Source organism: Stenotrophomonas sp. PAMC25021 (assembly GCF_004795795.1).
GTDB lineage: Bacteria > Pseudomonadota > Gammaproteobacteria > Xanthomonadales > Xanthomonadaceae > Stenotrophomonas > Stenotrophomonas muris.
This window is the reverse complement of the sequence record NZ_CP039255.1, coordinates 2,767,282-2,788,115: the sequence shown is the minus strand read 5'-3', so window position 1 is coordinate 2,788,115 and position 20,834 is coordinate 2,767,282. Positions and strand designations below refer to the sequence as shown.

Sequence of the window (20,834 nt, the reverse complement as noted above, 5' to 3'; positions counted from 1 at the left end):
TCAGCCCAGCGCTTCGGACACCGCGCGGAACACCTGCTGCATCTGCAGCGGCTTGCGCAGCACGTGCACCTGCACGCCAGCGGGAAATGCATCGGCCGCCACCTCCACCGCTGCGTCTTCCAGCACCAGCGCCGGGCCGCGATAGCCCAGCGTGGCCATCTCGCCCAGCAGCTGGCTGGCCGGCAACAACTTCGAGCCGGCGTCGGCAATCACCAGCGCCGGCATTGCCTCCTGCTGCATCCAGCGCAGCGCCGCCGGGCCATCGGAGGCCAGCTGCAGCTGATATCCCTGGCTTGACAGCGCATTGCCGAGCAACGACAGGCGCGTGGCCTCGCCATCGACCACCAGGATCGACTGGCCACTGCCCAGGGCCACCAGCTGCTCGATCGGCTCACTGCCGTCGCTGGCTTCGTGCATCGGCAAGTGCAGTTCGAAGCAGGTGCCCTGCCCCGGCTGGCTGCTGACATGGATGCTGCCGCCGGCACCTTCGACGATGCGCTTGCAGGAAATCAGGCCCAGGCCGGTGCCGTCGGCCTTGGTGGTGAAGAACGGATTGAACAGGTGCGACAGCGTGTCTGCATCCATGCCGATGCCTTCATCGGCCACGCAGATCCGCATCCAGTCCACGCCATCGCGCTGGCCGGCATGGCTGGCGGTCAGGCTCAGGCGACCGCCGTTGGGCATCGCCTGGATCGCGTTGAGCGCCAGGTTCAACATCACCTGCTGCAGCTCGGTGTAATTGGCATCGACCACCAGGCCTTCGTCCTGCACCTGCAGTTCCAGGCGCACGGCATCGGGCACGTTGCTGCGCAACAGCAGTGCAACCGCATCGAACAGGCCATCGATCTCGATGCGCTCGCTCGGCTTGCGCGAACCGCGCACGAACGACAGCATCGATTCGGCCATCTCATGGCCACGGCGACCGCACTCGGCGATGACATCGGCCAGGTGGTGCAGCTGCGGATCCTCGGTGCGCGCCTTCAGCAGGTCCGGCATGATCAGCAATGGCTGCAGGATGTTGCGCAGGTCATGGCTGAGGCCGGCAGCAAGCAGCGACAGGCTTTCCAGGCGCTGCGCGCGCATCAGCTCGGTTTCCACCCGTGCACGCTCCACCGCGCTGCGTGCATCGCGGATCGCACGCGCCACCGCCGACGGCAGGCGCGCCGGCAGATGCTTGATGATGTAGTCATTGGCGCCCTTCTGCAGCGCCGCCACCGCGTTCTCCTCACCCATCGTGCCGGAGACGAAGATGAAGGGCACGTCCGGCGAGGTCTCGCGCACGATGCGCAGCGCGTCATCACCGGAGAACCCCGGCATGCTCAGGTCGGACAGCACGATGTCCGGCTGGAACGCAGCCAGTGCCTGGCGCAGTTCCGCCTCGCTCTCGACACGCTCGAAGCGGGCGTCCAGGCCCGCGTCGAGCATCTGTTCGGACATCAGCTCGGCATCCTCTGGTGAGTCTTCCACCAGCAGGATGCGCAGCGCCCCCAGGGCGGGACCGGTCAGGGGCATGGGCTCACTCGAGTTCCGGTGCCTGGTTGATCAACGCCCAGAACTTGCCCAGGGTCTGCACCGCGCCGAAGAACTGGTCCACGTCCACCGGCTTGACCACGTAGGCGTTCACGCCCATGTCCCAGCTGCGGGCCAGATCGCTTTCCTCGCGCGAGGACGACAGGATCACCACCGGCAGGCGCTTGAGTTCTTCATGCTCGCGGATCTGCCGAAGCACTTCCAGGCCATCCATGCGCGGCATCTTGATGTCCAGCAGCAGCACCGCCGGCAGGCCTTCCTCGCGATTGGCGAAGGCGCCGCGGCGCAGCAGGTAGTCCATCACTTCCACGCCGTCTTCGACGTGCACGATGGGATTGGCCAGACGCGCCTCTTCCAGGGCATCGATCGCCATTTCGGCATCCGCCGGGCTGTCTTCGGCGAGAAGAATGGTGCGCAGAGTGGTCATGCAGAAGGCCCTTGTTTGTCCGCGTCGATCGCGGGAGGCAGGTAGAAGTGGAAGGTGGCGCCGACGTCCGGTTCGGCCTCGGCCCAGATACGGCCGCCATGGCGGGTCAGCACGCGGCGCACGCTGGCCAGGCCGATGCCGGTACCCGGGTAGTCGCTGGCCTTGTGCAGGCGCTGGAATACACCAAACAGCTTGCCGGCGTAGGCCATGTCAAAGCCTGCACCATTGTCGCTGACCGTGAACTGATGGCCGCCATCGGGCTGCGGCTGGTAGTCCACGCGGATCTTCGCCGGCTCGCGGTTGCCCGAGTACTTCACCGCGTTACCGAGCAGGTTCAGCCAGACTTGGCGGATCATGTTCTCGTCGCCCACCACGATCGGCAGCGGCGCGATGCTCCACTCCACGTGGTGCGCATGGCCGCTGTTCTCGGCCTCGGCCTGCAGGTTGGCATCGAGCATGGCGCGGGTATCGGCCACCAGCGACTGCATGTCCACCGCCTGCTGGCGCATCGCTGCGCGGCCCAGCCGCGAATAGACCAGCAGGTCGTCGATCAGCGCCGCCATGCGCCGGGCCGAACTGGAGATCACCTCCAGGTAATGCCGGCTCTTGTCATCGGCGGCGTCGCCGAGGTGGCGCGACAGCTTGTCGGAGAATCCGGCCACGTGGCGAAGCGGCGCACGCAGGTCATGCGAAACCGAGTAGCTGAAGGCTTCCAGCTCGCGGTTGACCTCGGACACCTGCGCGACCTTGCCCTCCAGCTGGCGGTTCAGCTCTTCCACGCGCAGCTGCACTGCGCGCTGCATGGTTACGTCGCTGATGGTCAGCAGCACCACTTCGTCATCGGTGTCGGGCAGCGGCATGCGCCGTGCGTTGAGCAGCATGTAGCGCACCATGCCATCGGCGGTACGCTGCTCATGCTCGAAGTCCCAGAGTTCGCGGCCACGCGACAGCACATCGGCCAGGCGCTGGCGCACCACCGGATCCCGCCAGGCGCCGTCGCCGATGTTTTCCAGCAGCAGGCCATCGGCGCGCTCGTCCTGCAGGTCATACAGTTCGGCGAACGCCGGGTTGTGCAGCTGCACGCGCAGGTCGCGGTCGAGCAGCACAATCGGTTCGCGCACGGTCTGCAGCACCGACGCCGCGCGTGCGGCCGAGCGCAGCGATTGCCGTTCCGCATGCAGGCGGCGGCCGATCTGCCGCTGCAGCAGCCACAGCACCAGGCCGAGCAGGGCCAGCTGGATCGCCAGCGAACTCCACGACACCAGTTCGGTCTGCTTGCGCTGGCGCGCGGCCTGCTGGGCGCGCAGTGCCAGCAGATTCTGCTCGCTGGCCTGCAGCTCCTCCACCAGGCCACGGATCGGATAACGCGTGCTCAGGTCCTGCACCAGCTCACGCTGGTCGGAGTTCGGTTCGGACCGGGCCAGCTCGCGGGCAAGCGCCATGCGGCCTTCGAGCATCGATTCGATCCGACCAATGCGGATCAGCTGATCAGGATTGTCGCGGGTCATCCGGCCAAGTTCGGCCAGGCGCCCGGGGATCTCGTTGGCCTTGGCCATCCGCTCGCGCAGGCCGGGCGCATCCACGCCCTTGGACAGGGTCAGCGCGGCGGATTCGACGTCGCGCACATCGGCCTGCAGCTGTTGCAGCGCCACGCCAACGGACTGGGTATGGTTGACCCAGGCCATCGCCTCTTCGCTGTCCTGCTGCAGTTTGCGCAGGGTCAACCACGGCACCACGATGATCGCGGCAGCCGCCAGCGCCAGGGCCGGCAACCGCCAGCGGTCCCAGATGTCGTCACTGAAAACCAGCGCCATAGTTCCTCGTCAGCACGGCCGCGGAGCGGGACCCGGGACGAGCCCGGCTGCGGCGGAACCGGCAATATAGCGCAGGCGGTCACAACTCTGGAGCCCAAAGCGCGGCAGGCTGAACACCCCCCCGCAGCCGGCCCCGTACGCGAGTGGGCGCCCCCCTTCGGGGCGCCCACCCTGTTCAACGCGCGGTGGATGCTCAGCGCTTGGCAGCGGCGCTGACCTTAAGCGCGGCGGCATCGACGCGGGTCACGCCCTTGATGCCCTTGGCGGTGTTGACCGCCTTGTCCTTCTCCGCCTGCGTAGCGACGGCACCGCTCAGGCTGACCACGCCGTTCACGGTTTCCACCTTGATCTCGGTGCCCGGAACGTTGCTGCTGGCCAGCAGATCGGCCTTCACCTTGGTGGTGATCCAGGTATCGGTCACCGGCTCATTGGAGTCGTGACGATCGGCATGGGTCGTCGGATGGGTGCTGGTCGGCGGGCTCTTCGCGGCCGGGTCCTTGGCGAATGCGGCCGAGGAGGACAGCGCCAGGCCCAGGGTCAGGGCGGAAGCAATCAGCGTGCGGGTGGTATTGCTCATCGTGTCGTACTCCTTCGGAATGTGCTGCCAGTCTGGACAATCCACCGTAGAGCAGGCGTGGCGTTGCGGTCATGCCGCCGTGAATCGAAACGTTTCCAATGGCAACCGTTCAGTTTTGGACGGCCAGCACCCGTCGTTTACCCTGCCCTTCCCACTGCCGGAGCCCTGCCATGCGCCCCGACCTGCAACTGGCCCTGATCGGCTACGGCCTCGCCGGCCGCGTCTTCCATGCACCGCTGATCCAGCACACCCCCGGGCTGGCGCTGCACAGCATCGTCAGTTCACAACGCGACACCCTGCTGCGGACGTTCAGCGATGTGCACGTGCGTGCCACGCCGCAGCAGGTATTCGATGATCCGGCCGTGGATGCCGTAGTGATCGCCACGCCGAACGAACAGCACGCGCCACTGGCCATCGCGGCGCTGGCGGCAGGCAAGCATGTGCTGGTCGACAAGCCGTTCGCGCTGGATGTGGCCGAAGCGGAAACGGTGCTGGCTGCGGCACGCGATGCCGGGCGCATCGCCACCGTGTTCCAGAACCGGCGTTTCGATGCCGACTTCCTCACCCTGCAGTCGCTGCTGGCCGAAGGCAGCTTGGGCGACGTGGCCGAGTGCCACGCGCACTTCGACCGTTACCGTCCGCAGGTGCGCGACCGCTGGCGCGAACAGGACGGGCCCGGCAGTGGCCTGTGGTACGACCTCGGTCCGCACCTGCTGGACCAGATGCTGGTGCTGTTCGGCTGGCCCGAGGCGATCGATGCCGACCTGGCCGTGCAGCGCGAAGGTGGCGGCGGCATCGATTACTTCCACGCAATACTGCACTACCCACGGCATCGGGCGATCGTCCATGCCGGTTCCCTGGTGGCAGCGCAGACGCCGCACTTCAGTGTGCATGGCAGCGCCGCCAGCTGGATCAAGCACGGCCTGGACGTGCAGGAGGCGCAGCTGCGCCGCGGCGTGGCGCCGGGCGCACCAGGCTGGGGCCTCGATCCGCGGCATGGCGAGCTGGTGCGCTGCGATACCGAAGACAACGTGCAACGCAGCACCGTCGACAACCTGCCCGGCGACTATCGCCGGTTGTATGCGCAGTTCGCAGCGGCGATGCACGGCGAGGGCGAAGCCACGGTCAGCCCGGTGCAGGCGCTGCAGCTGATGCGGTTGCTGCAGGCCGGCATGGACAGCGCGCGCGAAGGGCGCCGGATCGCGTTGGGGTGATCGGCAGGGCTGCGCCCTGCACCCGCACAAGCGGTAGTGCCGGCCGCTGGCCGGCAACCTCAACAGCAACGGCAAAAAACGGCTACCCGTGAGATGGCGGACCCACCCCGCCTTCGACAGTTATCCGCGCCCGACGGTAGGTGTCGACCTTGGTCGACACATCCACGCCATGCGTGGATGACGTGGCAATGACCGAAGAAGGCTTTTGTAGAGTCGAGCCATGCTCGACTGGCTGCCTGGGGCCGGATCCCTTCGGCAACGCCGAAGGGCTCTGACGCCACCGCAGTGCTTACGACTTCTTGATGGCGTGGCCACCGAATTCATTGCGCATCGCCGACAGCAGGCGGTCGGTGAACGAATTCGATTCGCGCGAGCGCAGGCGTTCCAGCAGCGACAGCGTGATCACCGGCGCCGGCACATCCAGCGCGATGGCTTCGGCCACGGTCCAGCGGCCTTCGCCGGAATCCTCCACATACGGGGCAATGCCATCCAGCGAAGGATTGCGCTTGAGGGCTTCCGTGCTCAGGTCCAGCAGCCACGAACGCACCACGCTGCCGTGGCGCCACACCTCGGCCACCTGCGCCAGGTCCAGTTCCATCTCCTGCTTGCGCTCCATCAGCGCGAAGCCTTCGGCATAGGCCTGCATCATTCCGTACTCGATGCCGTTGTGGACCATCTTGGTGAAGTGGCCGGCACCGGACGGGCCGACGCGCCCCCAGCCACGATCTTCGGCCGGGGCCAGCGTGCGCAGCAACGGTGCGATCTGCTCCACCACCGACGCTTCGCCACCGACCATCAGGCTGTAGCCCTCCTGCAGGCCCCACACGCCACCGCTGGTGCCGCAGTCGACGTAGCCCAGATCATCCTCGGCCAGCGCCTTGGCGCGGCGGATCGAGTCCTGGTAGTTGGAGTTGCCGCCGTCGATGACGATGTCACCCTCGGCCAGGTGCGGGGTCAGCTGGCCCAGCGTCTGGTCGACGGTTTCGCCGGCCGGTACCATCAGCCACACCACGCGCGGCACCGGCAGCGCGGCCACGGCGGCGGCCAGCGAATCAACCACCTCCAGGCCGGCCTCGGCGGCGCGCTGGCGGGCGCCTTCGCCCGGGTCGTAGCCGACCACGCGGTGGCCGCCGCGATGCAGGCGCTGGGCCATGTTGGCGCCCATGCGGCCGAGGCCGATCATTGCAATATCCATTGTTTCACCTTCAGTTGGGGTCTAGGGTCAGGCTGCCTGGCCTGCCGGTAGCCGCGCAGTGGCGCAGCTGCGCCTCGCGCCAACGCCGGTAGAGCGTGGTATGCAGATTGTGCACCGCCAGGTCGATTGAAAACGGGGTTCGCGGGTTGCGATCGAGCAGGCGGGCGACGTGGTAGCCGATGGGACGTATACCGCGTGGATGCACATAGATCACGAACTGCTGGTAGAACGGATCGTCCAGCAGCTGGTCCATGCGCGCGAGCGTGTCGTGGTAGCGCGGCGCCAGCCGTGCGCGCAACTGCGGATCGCGCTCGAACAGCAGGCGCTCGAAGTAGCGCTGGCCGATGCGCGGGATGTCCTGCGCCAGGTTCCAGAGTTCGGCATTGCGCTGGTCGTACCAGGCCAGGCCGCCGTGCTGCGCCAGGGCCTGCGCAGCGCCCTCGCCCACAGTGACGACCACGAAGTTCTCGGCCTGGTTGCTCAGGTCATCCAGCGTACCGTTGTCGTACACATGTTCGATGAAGCCGGGCACACCCACGAACGCCTGCCGCCCCATCGCCGAGGTGCGCACCGCCTTGCCGTCGGCGAAGAACTCGCCCGCGTGCGCGCCAAGCAGGATGCTGTCGGTGGCGTGCAGCGCGAGGAAGGTGCCGATCGACAGTTCATCCGCTGCGAACTCCGTATCGAACGCAGCATCGCCATACAGCTCGCGCTGGGTGGCCAGCTGCGCGACCTGGCGGCCGACACCGCACTCGGCGCGCACGGCACCGCTGTAGAACGCCTGCAGCGCATGGCTGTTGCCCGCACTGGGCACGAAGCCACGGCCGAAACTGCGCGTACGCTGCCAGCCCTGTGCCGGCGCGCCGCGCAGACCAAAGCCGATCCAGCCCAGTTGCGGGCCGGAGAAACGGAACGTGGCATTGCCCTGCAATGCCGAGGTCGCGCGCCGCGTGGCCGCCCCCAGCTCGAAGGCATAGGCGCAGACCGTAGCAGGGTCTTCCAGCAGCTGCTGCAGCAGTGCCTGTCGTTCGCCTGCAGGCAGATCCGCCGGCCAGCGTACGCGCAGGTCACCCGCTGCCTGTGCCGCGGCGAGCGAGGAACGCGTACACACCGGGCCCTTGTGTACCTGCGGTGCACGCAGCTCGGCATCCTCGAAGCGCCACCCCAACCGCTGCAGCAGGCCCTGCGTACAGTCCGGGGATGGCGCTGCGACGACCCACGCGGGCGCCAGCAGCAGGGCTGCAATCAGCCACCTGCCGCGCACGCTCAGCCCTGGTCCGTGACCGCCGGTGCGGGTGCGGGCTCCGGTGCTGCCGCCGGCGATGGCGACGGCTTGCCCGCCGCGGCCGGCAGGTACTGCTGCAGGCGCTGGAAGAAGCGACGATAGAACTCGGCATCGGTGACCGTGCTGCTGGCCACCTTCACCAGCGAGTCGTCGTTGCTGCCGAAGGGCAGCGATACCGAACCCAGCGCTCCCACACCGACACTGGCCGAGGTCGGGCTCTTCTTCAGCGCGTAGCGATCCTGCACTGCGCTGACGAACACCAGCGTCTGGCCGCCACGCGGGGCGCAGGAGATGCGCAGCACCAGCTGCTCATGGTCATCCTCGCGCGGCTGGAAGTTCTTGTTGCCTTCCACCTGTGCATCGTCGGAACGGGCGATGGCATAGCCCTGGCTGAGCAGCGTGCGGCGCGCCGCTTCGCAGGCTTCGCCCGGGCGCCCATCGACCGTGCGCGAGAAGGTATCGCCGGAATCGAAGGACTCGCGCAACACGGTGCTGTCGGCGGCACGGCCACCGCAGGCCGAGAGGATCAGGGCGCTGGTGAGCGCCACGGCGGCGCTGGAAAGACGGGAGGCCCGCATGGGTACTCCTGCGAGAACGGAAGCACCAAGGGTAGTCCCACCCCCGTGTGCGGCAGGTCGACATACCCTCCCACGTTGCTCCCGGTTCATGCACGAAAAAGGGGACGGAGGGAATTAAGTCGTTTGTGCCACAAACGACTTAATTCCCTCCGTCCCCTTTTACGACGAGGGGCCGGCAATGCCGGCCCCTGAGGTGTCACATGCCGTGGCCGGCTCAGTCCGCCCAGCGCCCCGCGCCGGTGGACTGCGGCAGCACCTGGGCCGACAGCGGGCGGTCATTGGCCAGCAGATTGACCGCGTCAGCGAGGATCGAGGCCGACTCGCGCAGCAGCGGGTCCGGACGCTTTTCAGCGGCCTTCTCACGGGCGGCATCCTTGACGATGTCGCGCTCGTTGCCGGTCAGGCCATCGTCGCTGCTGTCGTCGGCCAGCGGGTCCAGGGCCAGGCCCAGTTCCTTGCGCTGCACCTGGCGCTCCTTGCGCTGGGCGTCCTGGCGCTCGCGCTCGGCACGACGGGTCGCCTCGTTGAGCGAGATGTACTTCTTCGCGGCCTCGGTGCGGAACTGCTCCACGTCCTCGTTCCACCACTGGAATTCCTTGTCAGTGGCGATGCGCGCGTCGTGGCGGGTCTCCAGCTTCGGCAGCAGCGGCGCGAAGTTGCCGTACTGGGTGTGCGGCACGGCGGCGATGCGGGTCCACGGCAGGGCGTTGTCGTAGGTGCTTTCGCCGAATTCGGTGGCATCGACGCTGGCCGGGAAGGCCAGGTCCGGCACCACACCCTTGTGCTGGGTGCTGCTGCCGCTGATGCGGAAGAACTGGGCGATGGTCAGCTTGACCTGGCCGAAGCGCTGGGTCTCGCCGCTCGGCCAGCGATCGAGGTCGACGATGTTCTGCACGGTGCCCTTGCCGAAGCTGGTTTCACCGATCACCAGGCCACGGCCGTAGTCCTGGATGGCACCGGCGAAGATCTCCGAGGCCGAGGCCGAACCGCGGTTGATCAGCACCGCCAGCGGGCCATCCCACGCCACGCCCTGGTTGCGGTCGCTGTTGACGGTAACGCGGCCACCGGACTCGCGCACCTGCACCACCGGGCCCTGTTCAATGAACAGGCCGGTCAGTTCGATCGCCTCATCCAGCGAGCCCCCCCCGTTGTTGCGCAGGTCCAGCACCACGCCATCCAGCTTGTCGTTCTTGAAGCCGGCCAGCAGCTTGGCGACGTCGCGGGTGGCCGAGGCGTAGTCAGCGGCATTGCGGCGACGGCCTTCGAAGTCCTGGTAGAAGGTCGGCAGCTTGATCACGCCGATCCTGCGCGCCGGTTCGCCGTTGGCGGCCGGGATGCTCATGGTCTCGCCCTTGGCGGCCTGTTCGGCCAGGCGCACCTTCTGGCGGGTCAGGACCAGCGTGTGGTGCTTGCCGTCCACGCCCTCGGCGGCCGGGATGAATTCCAGCTTGACCTGGGTATCCTTGGCACCGCGGATCTTGGCCACGACGTCGTCGATGCGCCAGCCGATCACATCCTCGACCAGGCCGGACTTGCCCTGGCCAACGCCGACGATGCGGTCCCCCGGCTTCAGGGTGCCGTCCACTGCGGCCGGACCACCGGCGATGATCTCGCGGATCACCACCATGTCGTCCTGCCGCTGCAGCTGCGCACCGATGCCTTCCAGCGACAGCGACATCGCCTGGTTGAAGTTCTCGGCGGTGCGCGGGGTGAAGTAGTCAGTGTGCGGATCAACCGCGCTGGTGTAGGCGTTCATGAAGAACTGGAAGACGTCTTCGCCCTTCAGCTCGTTGACCGACTTCTCCAGCGTCGCGTAGCGCTTGTCCAGCGTCTTGCGGATGTCGTCCGGCTTCTTGCCCGCCAGCTTCAGGCGCAGCCAGTCGTTCTTCACCGACTTGCGCCACAGCTCATCCAGTTCGGCACTGCTGGCCGCCCACGGAACCTTCTTGCGGTCGTATTCGAAGCGCTCGTCGGTGGTGAAGTCCGGCTCCTGCTTGAGCAGCTTGCGCGCATAGGCCACGCGCTCGCCGACGCGCTGCTTGTAGACCGCGAACACCTGGAACGCCGGCTCCAGCTCGCCGCCACGGATGGCCGAAGAGATGTTGGCTTCGAACGGCGCGAAGCGCGCCACGTCGGCCTGGGTGAAGTACTGCTTGCCGCCGTCCAGGGTCTCCAGGTAACGCTTGAACACGTCTTTGGAGGTGGCCTCGTCCAGCGCGCGCGGGCGGTAGGCGTAGCGGCTGTCGGACAACAGGCCGTACACCAGCTTGGAGGTGGTCACCTGATCGGCGGTGGCCGCCGCGGGCAATGCGGGCGAGTCGGCCTTGGCCGCCAGCGCCAGCGGCGCGACCAGCGCCAGGGCCATCAGGAATGCGGGGGCTTTGAATTTCATTGACGTGCTCGAAGGCGCCTTGCCAAGGGGGAGACTGCAGGGTGTTCAGACACCACGACAGTGCCGAAAGTTGCCGGGTTTGTCATCCGGCCGCGCTCGGTGGAAAACCAGCCTAGCCGGGCCGGTGTAGCAAATTGTGAATGCATGCAGAGCCGAGCCCATGCTCGGCTGGCCGGCAGCAAGCAGCCGAGCATGGGCTCGGCTCTGCGGCAGGCAGAGGTATGCGGACCAACGGTCCGCACCCACCTCAAGAGATGCCGGCGCCCTTGGCCTGCACGTCAGCGTGGTACGACGAGCGCACCATCGGGCCGGACGCCACGTGGCTGAAGCCCAGCGCGTAGCCGTAGTCTTCCAGCGCCTTGTAGTCCTCGGGGGTCCAGTACTTCAGTACCGGGTGGTGATGCGCGGTCGGCTGCAGGTACTGGCCGATGGTGATCATGTCCACATCGTGCGCGCGCAGGTCGCGCATCGTGGCCTTGATCTGTTCGAAGTCTTCGCCCAGGCCCAGCATGATGCCGCTCTTGGTCGGCACGTCCGGGTGCTGTGCCTTGAAGTTCTTCAGTAGGTTCAGCGACCACTGGTAGTCCGCACCCGGGCGCACGTTGCGGTACAGGTCCGGCACGGTCTCGATGTTGTGGTTGAACACATCCGGCGGGTTCTGCGCCAGGATCTCCAGCGCGCGCTCCATGCGGCCCTTGCCACGGAAGTCCGGGGTCAGCACTTCGATGCGGGTACCCGGCGACTTTTCGCGGATGGCGGTGATGCAGTCGACGAAGTGCTGGGCACCGCCGTCACGCAGGTCATCGCGGTCGACGCTGGTCACCACCACGTACTTCAGGCCCATGTCGGCCACGGTCTGGCCGAGGCTGGCCGGTTCGTTGGCATCCGGCGGCTTCGGGCGGCCATGGGCCACGTCGCAGAACGAGCAGCGGCGGGTGCAGACCTCGCCGAGGATCATGAAGGTGGCGGTGCCATGGCCGAAGCATTCGTGGATGTTCGGGCAGCTGGCTTCCTCGCACACCGTCACCAGGCGGTTCTCGCGAAGCTTGGCCTTGAGGTTCTGCACGGCGTTGCCCGAGGGAATGCGCACGCGGATCCACGACGGCTTGCGCAGCACCGGCGCGTCGGCGAACTGCACCGGCGAACGGTCGATCTTGTCACCGCCCAGCTGCTTGACCCCGGCCTGCAACGGCGCGGCGGACGGAGAGTCGCCCTGCACGATCTGCAGGGGAATGGAACGGGCGGTGGTTTCAGTCATGGCAGTTCCGGGGGGCGGTCAGGCGGCCGCAGAAAGATCGGGCAGTTCCGGCGTGTGCTGCAGCAGCAGGCCGAACTGGCGGGCCAGGTGGTCCAGCAGCACCGGCTTGACGGCATCCAGCCCGGAGGGGCCGCCCAAGTCTACCACCGAGGTCACCTGCAACCCCTGATAGCCACAGGGGTTGATGCGGTGGAAGGGTTCCAGGTCCATGGCCACGTTGAAGGCCAGGCCATGGAAGGTGCAGCCGCGGCGCACGCGGATGCCAAGCGCAGCGATCTTGGCGCCACCGACGTAGACGCCCGGGGCGCCCTCGCGGCGTTCGGCGCCGATGTTCCACTCGGCCAGGGTATCGATGAGGGCCTGCTCGATGCGGCACACGTAGTCGCGCACACCGATGCCCAGCCGCGGCAGGCGCAACAGCGGGTAGACCACGATCTGGCCGGGCCCGTGATAGGTCACCTGGCCGCCACGGTCCACGTGCAGCACGGGGATGTCACCCGGCGCCAGCACGTGCTCATCCTTGCCGGCCTGGCCCAGGGTGAACACCGGATCGTGCTCGACTACCCACAGTTCGTCGGCGTCGGCGTCGCTGCGCTGGTCGGTGAAGCGCTGCATGGCGCGCCACACCGGCTCGTACGCCTGGCGGCCGAGGTCGCGGACCACCGCAAGACGCGGTGCGCGGTCTTCCGGGGCGGCTTCGGCCGGGCAGCTGTCGGCTACAGCGTCCACTTCACTTCCGGGTGGTCGCGCAGTGCCTGGTGCGCCAGGTCGTACTGCTCGCGGCTCTCGGCCTTGAACACGATGCGGACGGACACGTACTTGCCGTTGGACGAATGCTTCCAGCTGATGCGTTCGTTCACCACATCGATGCCGGCAGCCAGCAGCAGACGGGGAAGCTCATGCTCCAGGCCGCGGTTGGCCGGGCCCATGGCGCTGAGCTCGAACTGGCCGGGGAACTGGAAGCCGTGGTCGGGGTTGTCGGACTTGATTTCCATGGCCCCATTATCGGGCCGCAGGGCAACAAACCCAAGAGTATTCACCAACGTCAAAGACAGCACTGGCGGCCTGCTGCGTTGCAGCTGGCCCAAAAGCGCGGGCGGAGAGCCCAACGGCAGCTGACTGGTTCTTTCGGCCCCTCACTGACCGGGGCATCATGCGCGCGGCCTGCAGTCGCCTTCACGCCAGGCCTGCGGCGCGTGCGCGGGTAACGAATTGTGTCCGCCGGACAATGTTGTTTTCGGAACAGACAAGTGATCCCAACGTGCTCGTTCCGGCGCGCGGGCACGAGTACCGTAGCGTTGCAGAAAACGACAGAAAACCGCCCCCTTCCCCATGAGCATTCCATCCATGCATAGTGTCGCAGCCCTCGGGCTGGCCGGCCTGCTGGCCTCTGCCCTCCCCTTTGCCGCCCAGGCGGCCGAACAATGTGGCCCGGACGCGATGCGCGATCACCCGCCGCAGGTCAATTTCCGCGTCGACAACGACCTGTTCGGCGGCCGCCACCAGGACCAGGGCTATACCAACGGTGCGCTGTTGACCCTGGTCTCGCCCAATCTGGTCGATTACACCGACGACCCGTGCCTTCCACGCATGGCGCGCTGGGTGAACCAGTACCTGGAAGGCCTGCATCCGGGCAGGTTCGAACAGCAGAACATGATCTTCAGCATCGGCCAGGGCATCTTCACCCCGACCGATTTCAGCCGCAGGGACCTGATCGAGGACGACCGCCCTTACGCGGGCGTACTGATCGCAAATTTCGGTTTCAATGCGCGCAGCGGCGACCGCCTGCAGACCACCCAGCTGACGTTGGGCGTAGTTGGCCCGTGGGCACAGGGCAAGCAGGTGCAGAATGCCGTGCACGAAGTGCTGGGCGACGAGAAATTCAAGGGCTGGGACAACCAGCTGCACAACGAGCCGCTGTTCATGCTGACCCATGAGCGCATGCGCCGCTGGCCGGGTGATGCCAGCATCAATGCCGACGGCTGGGGTTGGGACGCGATCAGCCACTACGGCGGCTCGATCGGCAACCTGGAAACCAAGGCCAACCTCGGCGGTGAAGTGCGCTTCGGCTGGAAGCTGCCGGACGACTTCGGCAGCACGCCGTTGCGCCCGGCCGGTGAGAACACGGCACCGACCCGCAGCGGCCGTCCCAATGGCTGGTCCTGGCACCTGTTCGCGACCTCGGACGCGGCCTGGGTGATCCGCGACATCACGCTGGATGGCAACACGTTCCGCAACAGTCACAGCGTGGACAAGCGCCATGTGGTGGCCTACGGCGGCTATGGCGTGGCCGTGATGTACGGACGCTGGAAGTTCGCCGCTGCGCGTTACCACAGCACGCGAGAATTCAACGGCCAGCGCCAATCGCCGGTGTTCGGCAGTTTCACCATCAGCCGCTCGCTGTAGGCGAGGGGCTGAGGGTGAAGCGGGTAGGTGCCGACCGTTGGTCGGCACACCGGTTACCGCATCGCTCGCTGCAAGTCAGGCGCTGCAGGTCGTGCCGGCCGCTGGCCGGCTGCCGGCAGTTCCGGATGAGTTGCTGGGGAGCCGGCCAGCGGCCGGCTCTACCCCCGTCCTGGATGGGTCGCTGGGGAGCCTCTACCCCCCGCGTGCGGGGGGAAGCGGCCTTCCGAAACAGAAAAGGCCGGCATTTGCCGGCCTTTTCGTTCACCACGCAAAGGCGTGGATCATTCCGATTCCCACCACATCCAGAAGCTGTCCCACAGGCGCTTGAAGAAGCCGGCCTGCTCGACGGCGGCCACGGCCACCAGCGGTGCCTCGGCGATGACCTTGCCATCCAGCGTGACCTTCACGGTGCCGATCTGCTGGCCGGCAGTGAACGGTGCTTCCAGGGTCTTGGGCACGTCGATGCTCGGCTTCAGGTCGTTGTAGCGGCCGCGCGGCACGCTCACCAGCATCGGCTGGGCCACGCCCAGCTGTACCTTGTCGGTGGTGCCCTTCCAGACCTTGTGCTCGGCCACGGCCTTGCCCGGTTCGTACAGGCGGTGGGTCTCGAAGAAGCGGAAGCCCCAGTTCAGCAGGGCCAGGCTGTCGTCGGCACGCTGCTTCTCCGACGCACCACCCAGCACTACGGCGATCAGGCGCTGGTCGCCACGCTGGGCCGAGCTCATCAGGCAGTAGCCGGCTTCGGACGTGTGGCCGGTCTTGATGCCATCCACGCTGCCATCGCGCCACAGCAGCAGGTTGCGGTTCGGCTGCTTGATGTTGCCGACCTGGAATTCCTTGATCTTGTTGTACGCGTAGGTTTCCGGGTAATCACGCACCATCGCGCGGCCCAGCAGCGCCAGGTCGTAGGCGGTGCTGTGGTGGCCCTGTGCGGTCAGGCCGTGGGCGTTGACGAAGTGCGAGTCCTTCATGCCGATCTTGGCGGCGTAGCTGTTCATCAGCGACGCAAAGGCTTCTTCGCTGCCGGCCACATGCTCGGCCAGGGCGATCGCGGCGTCATTGCCGGACTGGATCGCCATGCCCTTTTCCATGTCTTCCAGGCGTGCGGTCTGGTTGACCGGGAAGCCGCTGTAGCTGCCGTCGGTACCGGCGCCACCTTCGCGCCAGGCGCGCTCGCTCATCATCACCTGGTCATCTGCACGGACCTTGCCGTTCTTGACCTCGGCGGCAACCACGTACGACGTCATCACCTTGGTGATGCTGGCCGGGGCCAGCTGCTCGTGGATGTTCTCGCCGGCCAGCACCTGGCCGGTGGCGTAGTCCATCAGGACCCAGGCCTTGGACACGCTCGGGGCCGGGGCCGGCGGGGTCGCGACGGTGGCCGGGGCGGCAGCGGCGGCGGCAGGCGCCGGCGTGGCCGGGGTCGGCAGCGGCGTCTGGGCGGAAGCCAGGCCCACCACCAGGGTGGCGGCCAGGGCGGTGGCGGCGGAACGGAAATTCATTGGACAGCAGGCTCCAGGGGACGGCCGGGAATGGAGGGTGGAACGTAACGGCCATTGTAAGGCCGGGGGAGCCTGGGCCGGCAGCACCGGCCCGGGCGGATCAATCCTTGACGATCTGCGGCGAACCCAGGCCCAGACCGGCGATGCGGCCGGCAAGTTCCGCGGCACTGGCATGGTCGGTGGCAGGAACGCGCAGACGGAACAGGGTGCGGCCACCGGCGGCGATGTCGCTGATGGTCGCGCCGACGATGCCGGCAGCGTTGAGCTGGCCCATCGCACGGTTGGCGTTGTCGCGACTGGAGAAGCTGGCGACCTGCACCATCACCGCGCCCACCACCTGCTGCGACAGGCTGGGTGCCGCCGGCGTGGCGGCGACGGTGCGCACGGGTGCCGGCGCGACGGCGCGCGGCGCGGCGCTGGCGACTGCAACCGGCGCCGGTGCGGTGCTGCGCAGCGGTGCACTCGGCGGCAGGCTGCTGACCGCCACCTCCGGCACGGTGCTGGCCACGCCCTGGGTGGTGGCCGGCTGGCCGCGTGCCGGCATGCCATCGGCCGGCAGGCGCTTGACCAGGCGATCGATATCGCTGTCGGCAGTGGCGCGCGCGGTCGCTGCCGGGCGTGCACTGGCCACCGCAGCTGCCGCTTCGGCGGCACGACGCTCGCGGCGGGACGGCTTCTGCGCCAGCAGGTTGCTCTCGCCCGGCTGCAGCGCGCGCACTTCCACGTTGCCGGTACCGCGCTGGGTGATGCCCAGGCGCACGGCGGCGGCATAACTGAGATCGACCACGCGACCATCGTGGAACGGGCCGCGGTCGTTGACGCGCACGATCACCGACTCGCCATTGTCGAGGTTGGTCACGCGGGCGAAGCTGGGCAGCGGCAGCGTCTTGTGCGCGGCGGTGAACTGGTACATGTCGTAGACCTCGCGGTTGGAGGTCAGGCGGCCATGGAACTTGGCGCCGTAGTACGACGCGGTACCGCGCTCGACATAGTCGTGGGTATCGTCGAGCACCTTGTAGGACTTGCCCAGCACCACGTACGGCGACTTGTTGCCGATCGCCGAGCGCTCCTCGGCGGTCACTTCCGGCTCGGGAATGCAGGCCACGTTGGGAATGTAATCCGGCGTGCTGTCACGCACGCCCGGCTTGTACAGGCCACCGGCAGTGTAGTTGCCGCGGGTGCTCAGGTCTTCCTTGGCCGCCGCGTACGGTGACCCTTCCGGGCAGTGTGCCGGGCGCGAGCCACGCCCCTGCACCAGCGTGCCGCCGGACTTGCCACCATGGCCGGCCGTGGCCGGCTTCTTCGGCGCGCTGCTGCAGGCAGCCAGCGCGAGGACGATCAAGCCTGGGACCAGCCATCTGATGTTCATGCCGGGGGCAGCTCCTGTCCGGCGATGGCCTGGGACAACTGGAACACGGCCATCGCGTACATCTTCGAGAGGTTGTAGCGGGTGATCGCGTAGTAGTTCTGGAAGCCCAGCCAGTACTGCTTGCCGGTGCTGCCTTCAAGCGTGATCGGCGTGGCGGTGGCGCCCGGCTGCACCGGCGCGCCCGGCTGGTAGCCGCGCTGGGCCAGGTCGGCCATCGTCCAGGTCGGCATCCATTCGGTCGGGTTGAACTCCTCGCGGCCCGGCGCCAGCGTGGCCGGCACGGCCACCTGCCCGCCACGCACCCAGCCGCCCTTCTTCACGAAGTAGTTGGCGATGGACGAGAACACGTCGTCGTAGCTGGTGAACAGGTCGCGGCGGCCATCACCGTTTCCGTCCACGGCGTAGTCGAGATAGCTGGACGGCATGAACTGGCCCATGCCCATCGCACCGGCATAACTGCCCTTGAGCGTGGTGATATCCAGTTTCTCTTCGTGGCCCAACTCGAACAGCTTGGCCAGCTCATCGCGGAAGAACAGCTCGCGGCGCACTTCGCGTTCCAGCTTGGCCGGGTCGCCGCTGCGCGGGTAATAGAACGCCAGCGTATACAGCGCATCGAGCACGCGATGGCTGCCAGCATTCCTGCCGTAGCTGGTTTCCACACCGATGATCGCGACGATCACTTCGGCCGGCACGCCGGTGCGCTGCTGCACGCGATCCAGTTCGGCGCGGTGTTCGGCCAGGAACGCGCGGCCGCCATCGATGCGCGCCTTGCTGATGAACATCGGCCGGTACTCATTCCACGGCTTGACCCGTTCGGCCGGGCGCGACATCGCGGCGATGATCGGCTGGCGCACCTGCGCCTGGTCGAGCACGCTGCTGATCTGCTCCGGCTTCAGGCCATAGCGCTTGGCGGTATCGGCAATGAAGCGGGCCCGTGCGACCTCGAACGGCACCGGGGTGAGATCGACAGGCGCCGCGGTGGCCGCGGTGGCTTCAGGCGCGGCCTCGGCCGGGCCATGGGCCTTGGCGGCGGGCTGGCGCGGCGTACTGCTGGCCTGGGGCGAAGACGGTGGGGACTTCGGCTGGGTCGCGCAGGCGACCAGGCCGAGGGTGAGCATGCAGGCCAGAGTGCGTCGAATCATCGTCGCAGGTTAGCAGGTCATGGATGAATTAAAACCCCTAACACCATGAATCACAACGATTTGCCTGCGACCAGCGGGAAATGTGAAGGCATCGTGATCGCCCTTCCCCATTCAGATAGAGGTTGCCGGTTGCGTCCCCATCCCCGCAGACGCAACCGGCGACCGGATCCGGTCGGTACCTGCGCGGCTGCCGCTCCCCAGTGGCAGTACCCCGCGCTCCCTGTACCCGTTGGATCAGTACTGCTTCCCGCCCGACGCCCCCTCGCGCTGCAACGATTGACGGCGCGCCGTGCCGAACGGGCCGCCATTGTGCAGGCCGATTACGACAAGTCCATTGATCAAGATCAACGCGGTGTAAAAGTGTGAACCAGCTAACGTTTTTTGCGGACTTTCGTCAGCGGGCGTGCTGTCGTGCATCGGTGTGAGAACGCTTCCACAACGGGCGCTGCGCAGTCAGGAGTTTCCAGCCAACGGCGCAGCCCCTCGTGGGTGGCCGCGAAAAGCAGTTCATGGGTGGGGCCGGGTAGACGGGCTGCGCAGGGGCCGCTGCAAGTACGTCCATGTAAGCTCGGTCGCCGCATCCATGCGGCTCACGCCCCTGCGCAGCCCGTCTACCCGGCCACGGACAGGTTCCGTGCGCGTCTACCCACGGCGAAGTAAAGAGAAGATCAAAAGCAGAGGCGGCCTGGCGGGTCGCTTCATTGCCGTGTGTAGAGCCGAGCCATGCTCGGCTCACGAGCAAGCGCAGCGTCGCGATCCGCTTTTGATCTTCTTTTTCTTCTCCGTGGGTGGCAGACCTCCGAAATCTGTCAGAAGCCGGTCGGGTTGGGTACGCGGGGGTGTCAGCCGCATGGATGCGGCTGCCAAGCCTCCAGGGACGGATTCACGGCGTCCCCCGCGTACCCAACCCGACCGGCCCACCCGCGGCTTCTGCTTTCCGCAGCCACCCAGACACCACCCACGAGGGGCTGCGCCGTTGGCTGGAAACCCTATCCCCCGTGCACGGGCCGGTGCCCGCGTACCGCCATCACCAACCCGATGCCGGCCAACAGCGAAACCGCCGATGTGCCGCCGTAGCTGATCAGCGGCATCGGAATGCCCACCACCGGCAGCAGGCCGGAAATCATTCCGCCGTTCACCAGCACGTAGACGAAGAACGCCAGCCCCAGGCTGCCGGCCAGCAACCGTGCATGCGTGTCGCGCGCGTGCACGGCAATCCACAGGCAACGCCCGACCACGAACAGGTACAGCGCGAACAGCGTCGCCACGCCGATCCAGCCGAACTCTTCGGCCAGCACCGAAAACGCGAAGTCGGTGGTGTATTCGGGGAGGAAATCCAGCGTGGCCTGGGTGCCCTGCCCCCAGCCGCGTCCCTGCCATCCCCCGGAGCCGATCGCGATGCGTGACTGCAGGATGTTCCAGCCGGTGCCCAGGGGGTCGGCCGCCGGGTCGAGGAAGGTCAACACACGATCCTTCTGGTACTGACGCAGCAGACCGAACCACGCCAGCGGCGCGGCCACTGCCAGCCCCGCCGCGCCGGTCGCCACCCAGCCCCAGTGCAGGCCCGCCAGCAACAACGCGAACACGCCGCTGGCGGTGACCAGCGTGGCGGTGCCGAGGTTGGGCTGCATCAGGATCAACACCGCCGGCGCGCCGATCAGCACCGCCGCGGTCAGTACCGTGCGCGGCGACGGCGGCAGCGGTTGCCGGTGCAGGTACCAGGCCATCATCAACGGCAGGCTGAGCTTGAGCAGCTCCGACGGTTGCAGGTAGAACACGCCGAGGTTGAGCCAGCGCTGCCCATATTTGCCGGTGCCGATCACATACACCGCCATCAGCGGCAGCATCGACAGCGCGTACAACGCTGGTGTCCACGCGCGCAGGCGCAGCAGCGAAACACGTGACAGCAGCCACATCGCCAGCAGTCCACCCGCAAAGCGCGCCGCCTGCCCGGCCACCGGCCCGGACACACTGTGCAGCACCGCCAGGCCCGCGCCCATCAGGATCAGCAATGCGACCAGCAACGGCAGATCGATCGTGCGCACTGCCTCACGGCAGCCGCCAAACAGTCGTTTCCATTCCACGCGCAGCACGCTAGCAACGGGCGCTTGCGTGAAGCTGTCAGGGTGCTTCTGATCTCCGTAG

At 67.2% G+C, this 20,834-nt stretch carries 17 protein-coding genes; 2 read left to right on the top strand and 15 right to left on the bottom strand.

Annotated elements, in window-relative coordinates; genetic code table 11:
• From E5790_RS13115 to E5790_RS13100, 4 genes are all read right to left on the bottom strand, one after another.
• Positions 1-1,512: an ATP-binding protein gene (locus tag E5790_RS13115; RefSeq protein ID WP_046432552.1), complete on the bottom strand. Its 1,512-nt coding sequence runs from the start codon at positions 1,510-1,512 to the stop codon at positions 1-3.
• A gap of 4 nt (positions 1,513-1,516) precedes the next feature.
• The gene (locus E5790_RS13110; RefSeq protein ID WP_005411057.1) at positions 1,517-1,957 is read right to left on the bottom strand and encodes a response regulator; all 441 of its coding nucleotides are present in this window, start codon (positions 1,955-1,957) and stop codon (positions 1,517-1,519) included.
• On the bottom strand, positions 1,954-3,771 hold the full coding sequence (locus E5790_RS13105; RefSeq protein ID WP_046432554.1) for an ATP-binding protein: 1,818 nt from the start codon (positions 3,769-3,771) through the stop codon (positions 1,954-1,956). The genes E5790_RS13110 and E5790_RS13105 overlap by 4 nt, the downstream gene beginning before the upstream one ends.
• A 193-nt stretch (positions 3,772-3,964) precedes the next feature.
• Positions 3,965-4,348 (bottom strand): BON domain-containing protein, encoded by a 384-nt coding sequence (locus E5790_RS13100; RefSeq protein ID WP_014648433.1) that lies wholly within the window; start codon positions 4,346-4,348, stop codon positions 3,965-3,967.
• 170 nt (positions 4,349-4,518) lie between these two features.
• On the opposite strand from E5790_RS13100, the gene E5790_RS13095 reads away from it, so the two are divergent.
• Complete coding sequence (locus tag E5790_RS13095; protein WP_111205663.1) at positions 4,519-5,562, top strand: oxidoreductase; 1,044 nt, start codon at positions 4,519-4,521, stop codon at positions 5,560-5,562.
• A 289-nt stretch (positions 5,563-5,851) separates the two neighbouring features.
• Here the strand turns inward: E5790_RS13095 and gnd are convergent, their stop codons facing one another.
• From gnd to E5790_RS13060, 7 genes are all read right to left on the bottom strand, one after another.
• A complete protein-coding gene (gene gnd / locus E5790_RS13090; protein WP_014648435.1) occupies positions 5,852-6,757 on the bottom strand; it encodes a phosphogluconate dehydrogenase (NAD(+)-dependent, decarboxylating) in 906 nt (301 codons plus the stop codon).
• A 10-nt stretch (positions 6,758-6,767) separates the two neighbouring features.
• A complete protein-coding gene (locus E5790_RS13085; RefSeq protein WP_111205662.1) occupies positions 6,768-8,021 on the bottom strand; it encodes a hypothetical protein in 1,254 nt (417 codons plus the stop codon).
• A gap of 2 nt (positions 8,022-8,023) precedes the next feature.
• Positions 8,024-8,620 (bottom strand): DUF2242 domain-containing protein, encoded by a 597-nt coding sequence (locus tag E5790_RS13080; protein WP_032960208.1) that lies wholly within the window; start codon positions 8,618-8,620, stop codon positions 8,024-8,026.
• A gap of 214 nt (positions 8,621-8,834) precedes the next feature.
• Positions 8,835-11,012 carry a carboxy terminal-processing peptidase gene (locus E5790_RS13075; RefSeq protein ID WP_014648438.1) on the bottom strand — a complete coding sequence of 726 codons (2,178 nt, stop codon included), beginning with the start codon at positions 11,010-11,012 and terminating at the stop codon, positions 8,835-8,837.
• 247 nt (positions 11,013-11,259) lie between these two features.
• Positions 11,260-12,270, bottom strand: a complete 1,011-nt coding sequence (lipA, locus tag E5790_RS13070) for a lipoyl synthase (RefSeq protein ID WP_111205661.1) — start codon at positions 12,268-12,270, stop codon at positions 11,260-11,262.
• Between the two features lie 18 nt (positions 12,271-12,288).
• Positions 12,289-12,999, bottom strand: a complete 711-nt coding sequence (lipB, locus tag E5790_RS13065) for a lipoyl(octanoyl) transferase LipB (RefSeq protein WP_049439965.1) — start codon at positions 12,997-12,999, stop codon at positions 12,289-12,291.
• Positions 12,987-13,265, bottom strand: a complete 279-nt coding sequence (locus tag E5790_RS13060; protein ID WP_005411067.1) for a YbeD family protein — start codon at positions 13,263-13,265, stop codon at positions 12,987-12,989. The genes lipB and E5790_RS13060 overlap by 13 nt, the downstream gene beginning before the upstream one ends.
• A gap of 352 nt (positions 13,266-13,617) precedes the next feature.
• Here E5790_RS13060 and E5790_RS13055 point away from each other — a divergent pair, with 352 nt between their 5' ends.
• Positions 13,618-14,676 carry a lipid A deacylase LpxR family protein gene (locus E5790_RS13055; RefSeq protein WP_168708239.1) on the top strand — a complete coding sequence of 353 codons (1,059 nt, stop codon included), beginning with the start codon at positions 13,618-13,620 and terminating at the stop codon, positions 14,674-14,676.
• Between the two features lie 281 nt (positions 14,677-14,957).
• On the opposite strand, the gene E5790_RS13050 is transcribed toward E5790_RS13055, so the two are convergent.
• The 4 genes from E5790_RS13050 to rodA all read right to left on the bottom strand — a co-directional run bounded on the left by E5790_RS13050 (position 14,958) and on the right by rodA (position 20,773).
• A complete protein-coding gene (locus E5790_RS13050) occupies positions 14,958-16,178 on the bottom strand; it encodes a D-alanyl-D-alanine carboxypeptidase family protein (protein WP_014648443.1) in 1,221 nt (406 codons plus the stop codon).
• Between the two features lie 100 nt (positions 16,179-16,278).
• Positions 16,279-17,547, bottom strand: coding sequence for a septal ring lytic transglycosylase RlpA family protein (locus tag E5790_RS13045; RefSeq protein ID WP_014648444.1), 1,269 nt, complete (start codon positions 17,545-17,547; stop codon positions 16,279-16,281).
• The gene (gene mltB, locus E5790_RS13040; RefSeq protein WP_032957863.1) at positions 17,544-18,689 is read right to left on the bottom strand and encodes a lytic murein transglycosylase B; all 1,146 of its coding nucleotides are present in this window, start codon (positions 18,687-18,689) and stop codon (positions 17,544-17,546) included. Before mltB ends, E5790_RS13045 begins: the two co-directional genes overlap by 4 nt.
• A 989-nt stretch (positions 18,690-19,678) precedes the next feature.
• Complete coding sequence (gene rodA / locus E5790_RS13035; RefSeq protein WP_049406772.1) at positions 19,679-20,773, bottom strand: rod shape-determining protein RodA; 1,095 nt, start codon at positions 20,771-20,773, stop codon at positions 19,679-19,681.
• Positions 20,774-20,834: the final 61 nt, after the last annotated feature.

What these genes read in the sequence shown, in the direction of transcription:
- E5790_RS13080 (WP_032960208.1), bottom strand. Translation starts at nt 8,620, where the DNA reads ATGCGGGCCTCCCGTCTTTCCAGCGCCGCCGTGGCGCTCACCAGCGCC.
- E5790_RS13075 (WP_014648438.1), bottom strand. Translation starts at nt 11,012, where the DNA reads ATGAAATTCAAAGCCCCCGCATTCCTGATGGCCCTGGCGCTGGTCGCG.
- gnd (WP_014648435.1), bottom strand. Translation starts at nt 6,757, where the DNA reads ATGGATATTGCAATGATCGGCCTCGGCCGCATGGGCGCCAACATGGCC.
- E5790_RS13110 (WP_005411057.1), bottom strand. Translation starts at nt 1,957, where the DNA reads ATGACCACTCTGCGCACCATTCTTCTCGCCGAAGACAGCCCGGCGGAT.
- E5790_RS13100 (WP_014648433.1), bottom strand. Translation starts at nt 4,348, where the DNA reads ATGAGCAATACCACCCGCACGCTGATTGCTTCCGCCCTGACCCTGGGC.
- E5790_RS13050 (WP_014648443.1), bottom strand. Translation starts at nt 16,178, where the DNA reads ATGAATTTCCGTTCCGCCGCCACCGCCCTGGCCGCCACCCTGGTGGTG.
- E5790_RS13055 (WP_168708239.1), top strand. Translation starts at nt 13,618, where the DNA reads ATGCATAGTGTCGCAGCCCTCGGGCTGGCCGGCCTGCTGGCCTCTGCC.
- mltB (WP_032957863.1), bottom strand. Translation starts at nt 18,689, where the DNA reads ATGATTCGACGCACTCTGGCCTGCATGCTCACCCTCGGCCTGGTCGCC.
- E5790_RS13095 (WP_111205663.1), top strand. Translation starts at nt 4,519, where the DNA reads ATGCGCCCCGACCTGCAACTGGCCCTGATCGGCTACGGCCTCGCCGGC.
- E5790_RS13060 (WP_005411067.1), bottom strand. Translation starts at nt 13,265, where the DNA reads ATGGAAATCAAGTCCGACAACCCCGACCACGGCTTCCAGTTCCCCGGC.
- E5790_RS13115 (WP_046432552.1), bottom strand. Translation starts at nt 1,512, where the DNA reads ATGCCCCTGACCGGTCCCGCCCTGGGGGCGCTGCGCATCCTGCTGGTG.
- E5790_RS13045 (WP_014648444.1), bottom strand. Translation starts at nt 17,547, where the DNA reads ATGAACATCAGATGGCTGGTCCCAGGCTTGATCGTCCTCGCGCTGGCT.
- lipA (WP_111205661.1), bottom strand. Translation starts at nt 12,270, where the DNA reads ATGACTGAAACCACCGCCCGTTCCATTCCCCTGCAGATCGTGCAGGGC.
- E5790_RS13105 (WP_046432554.1), bottom strand. Translation starts at nt 3,771, where the DNA reads ATGGCGCTGGTTTTCAGTGACGACATCTGGGACCGCTGGCGGTTGCCG.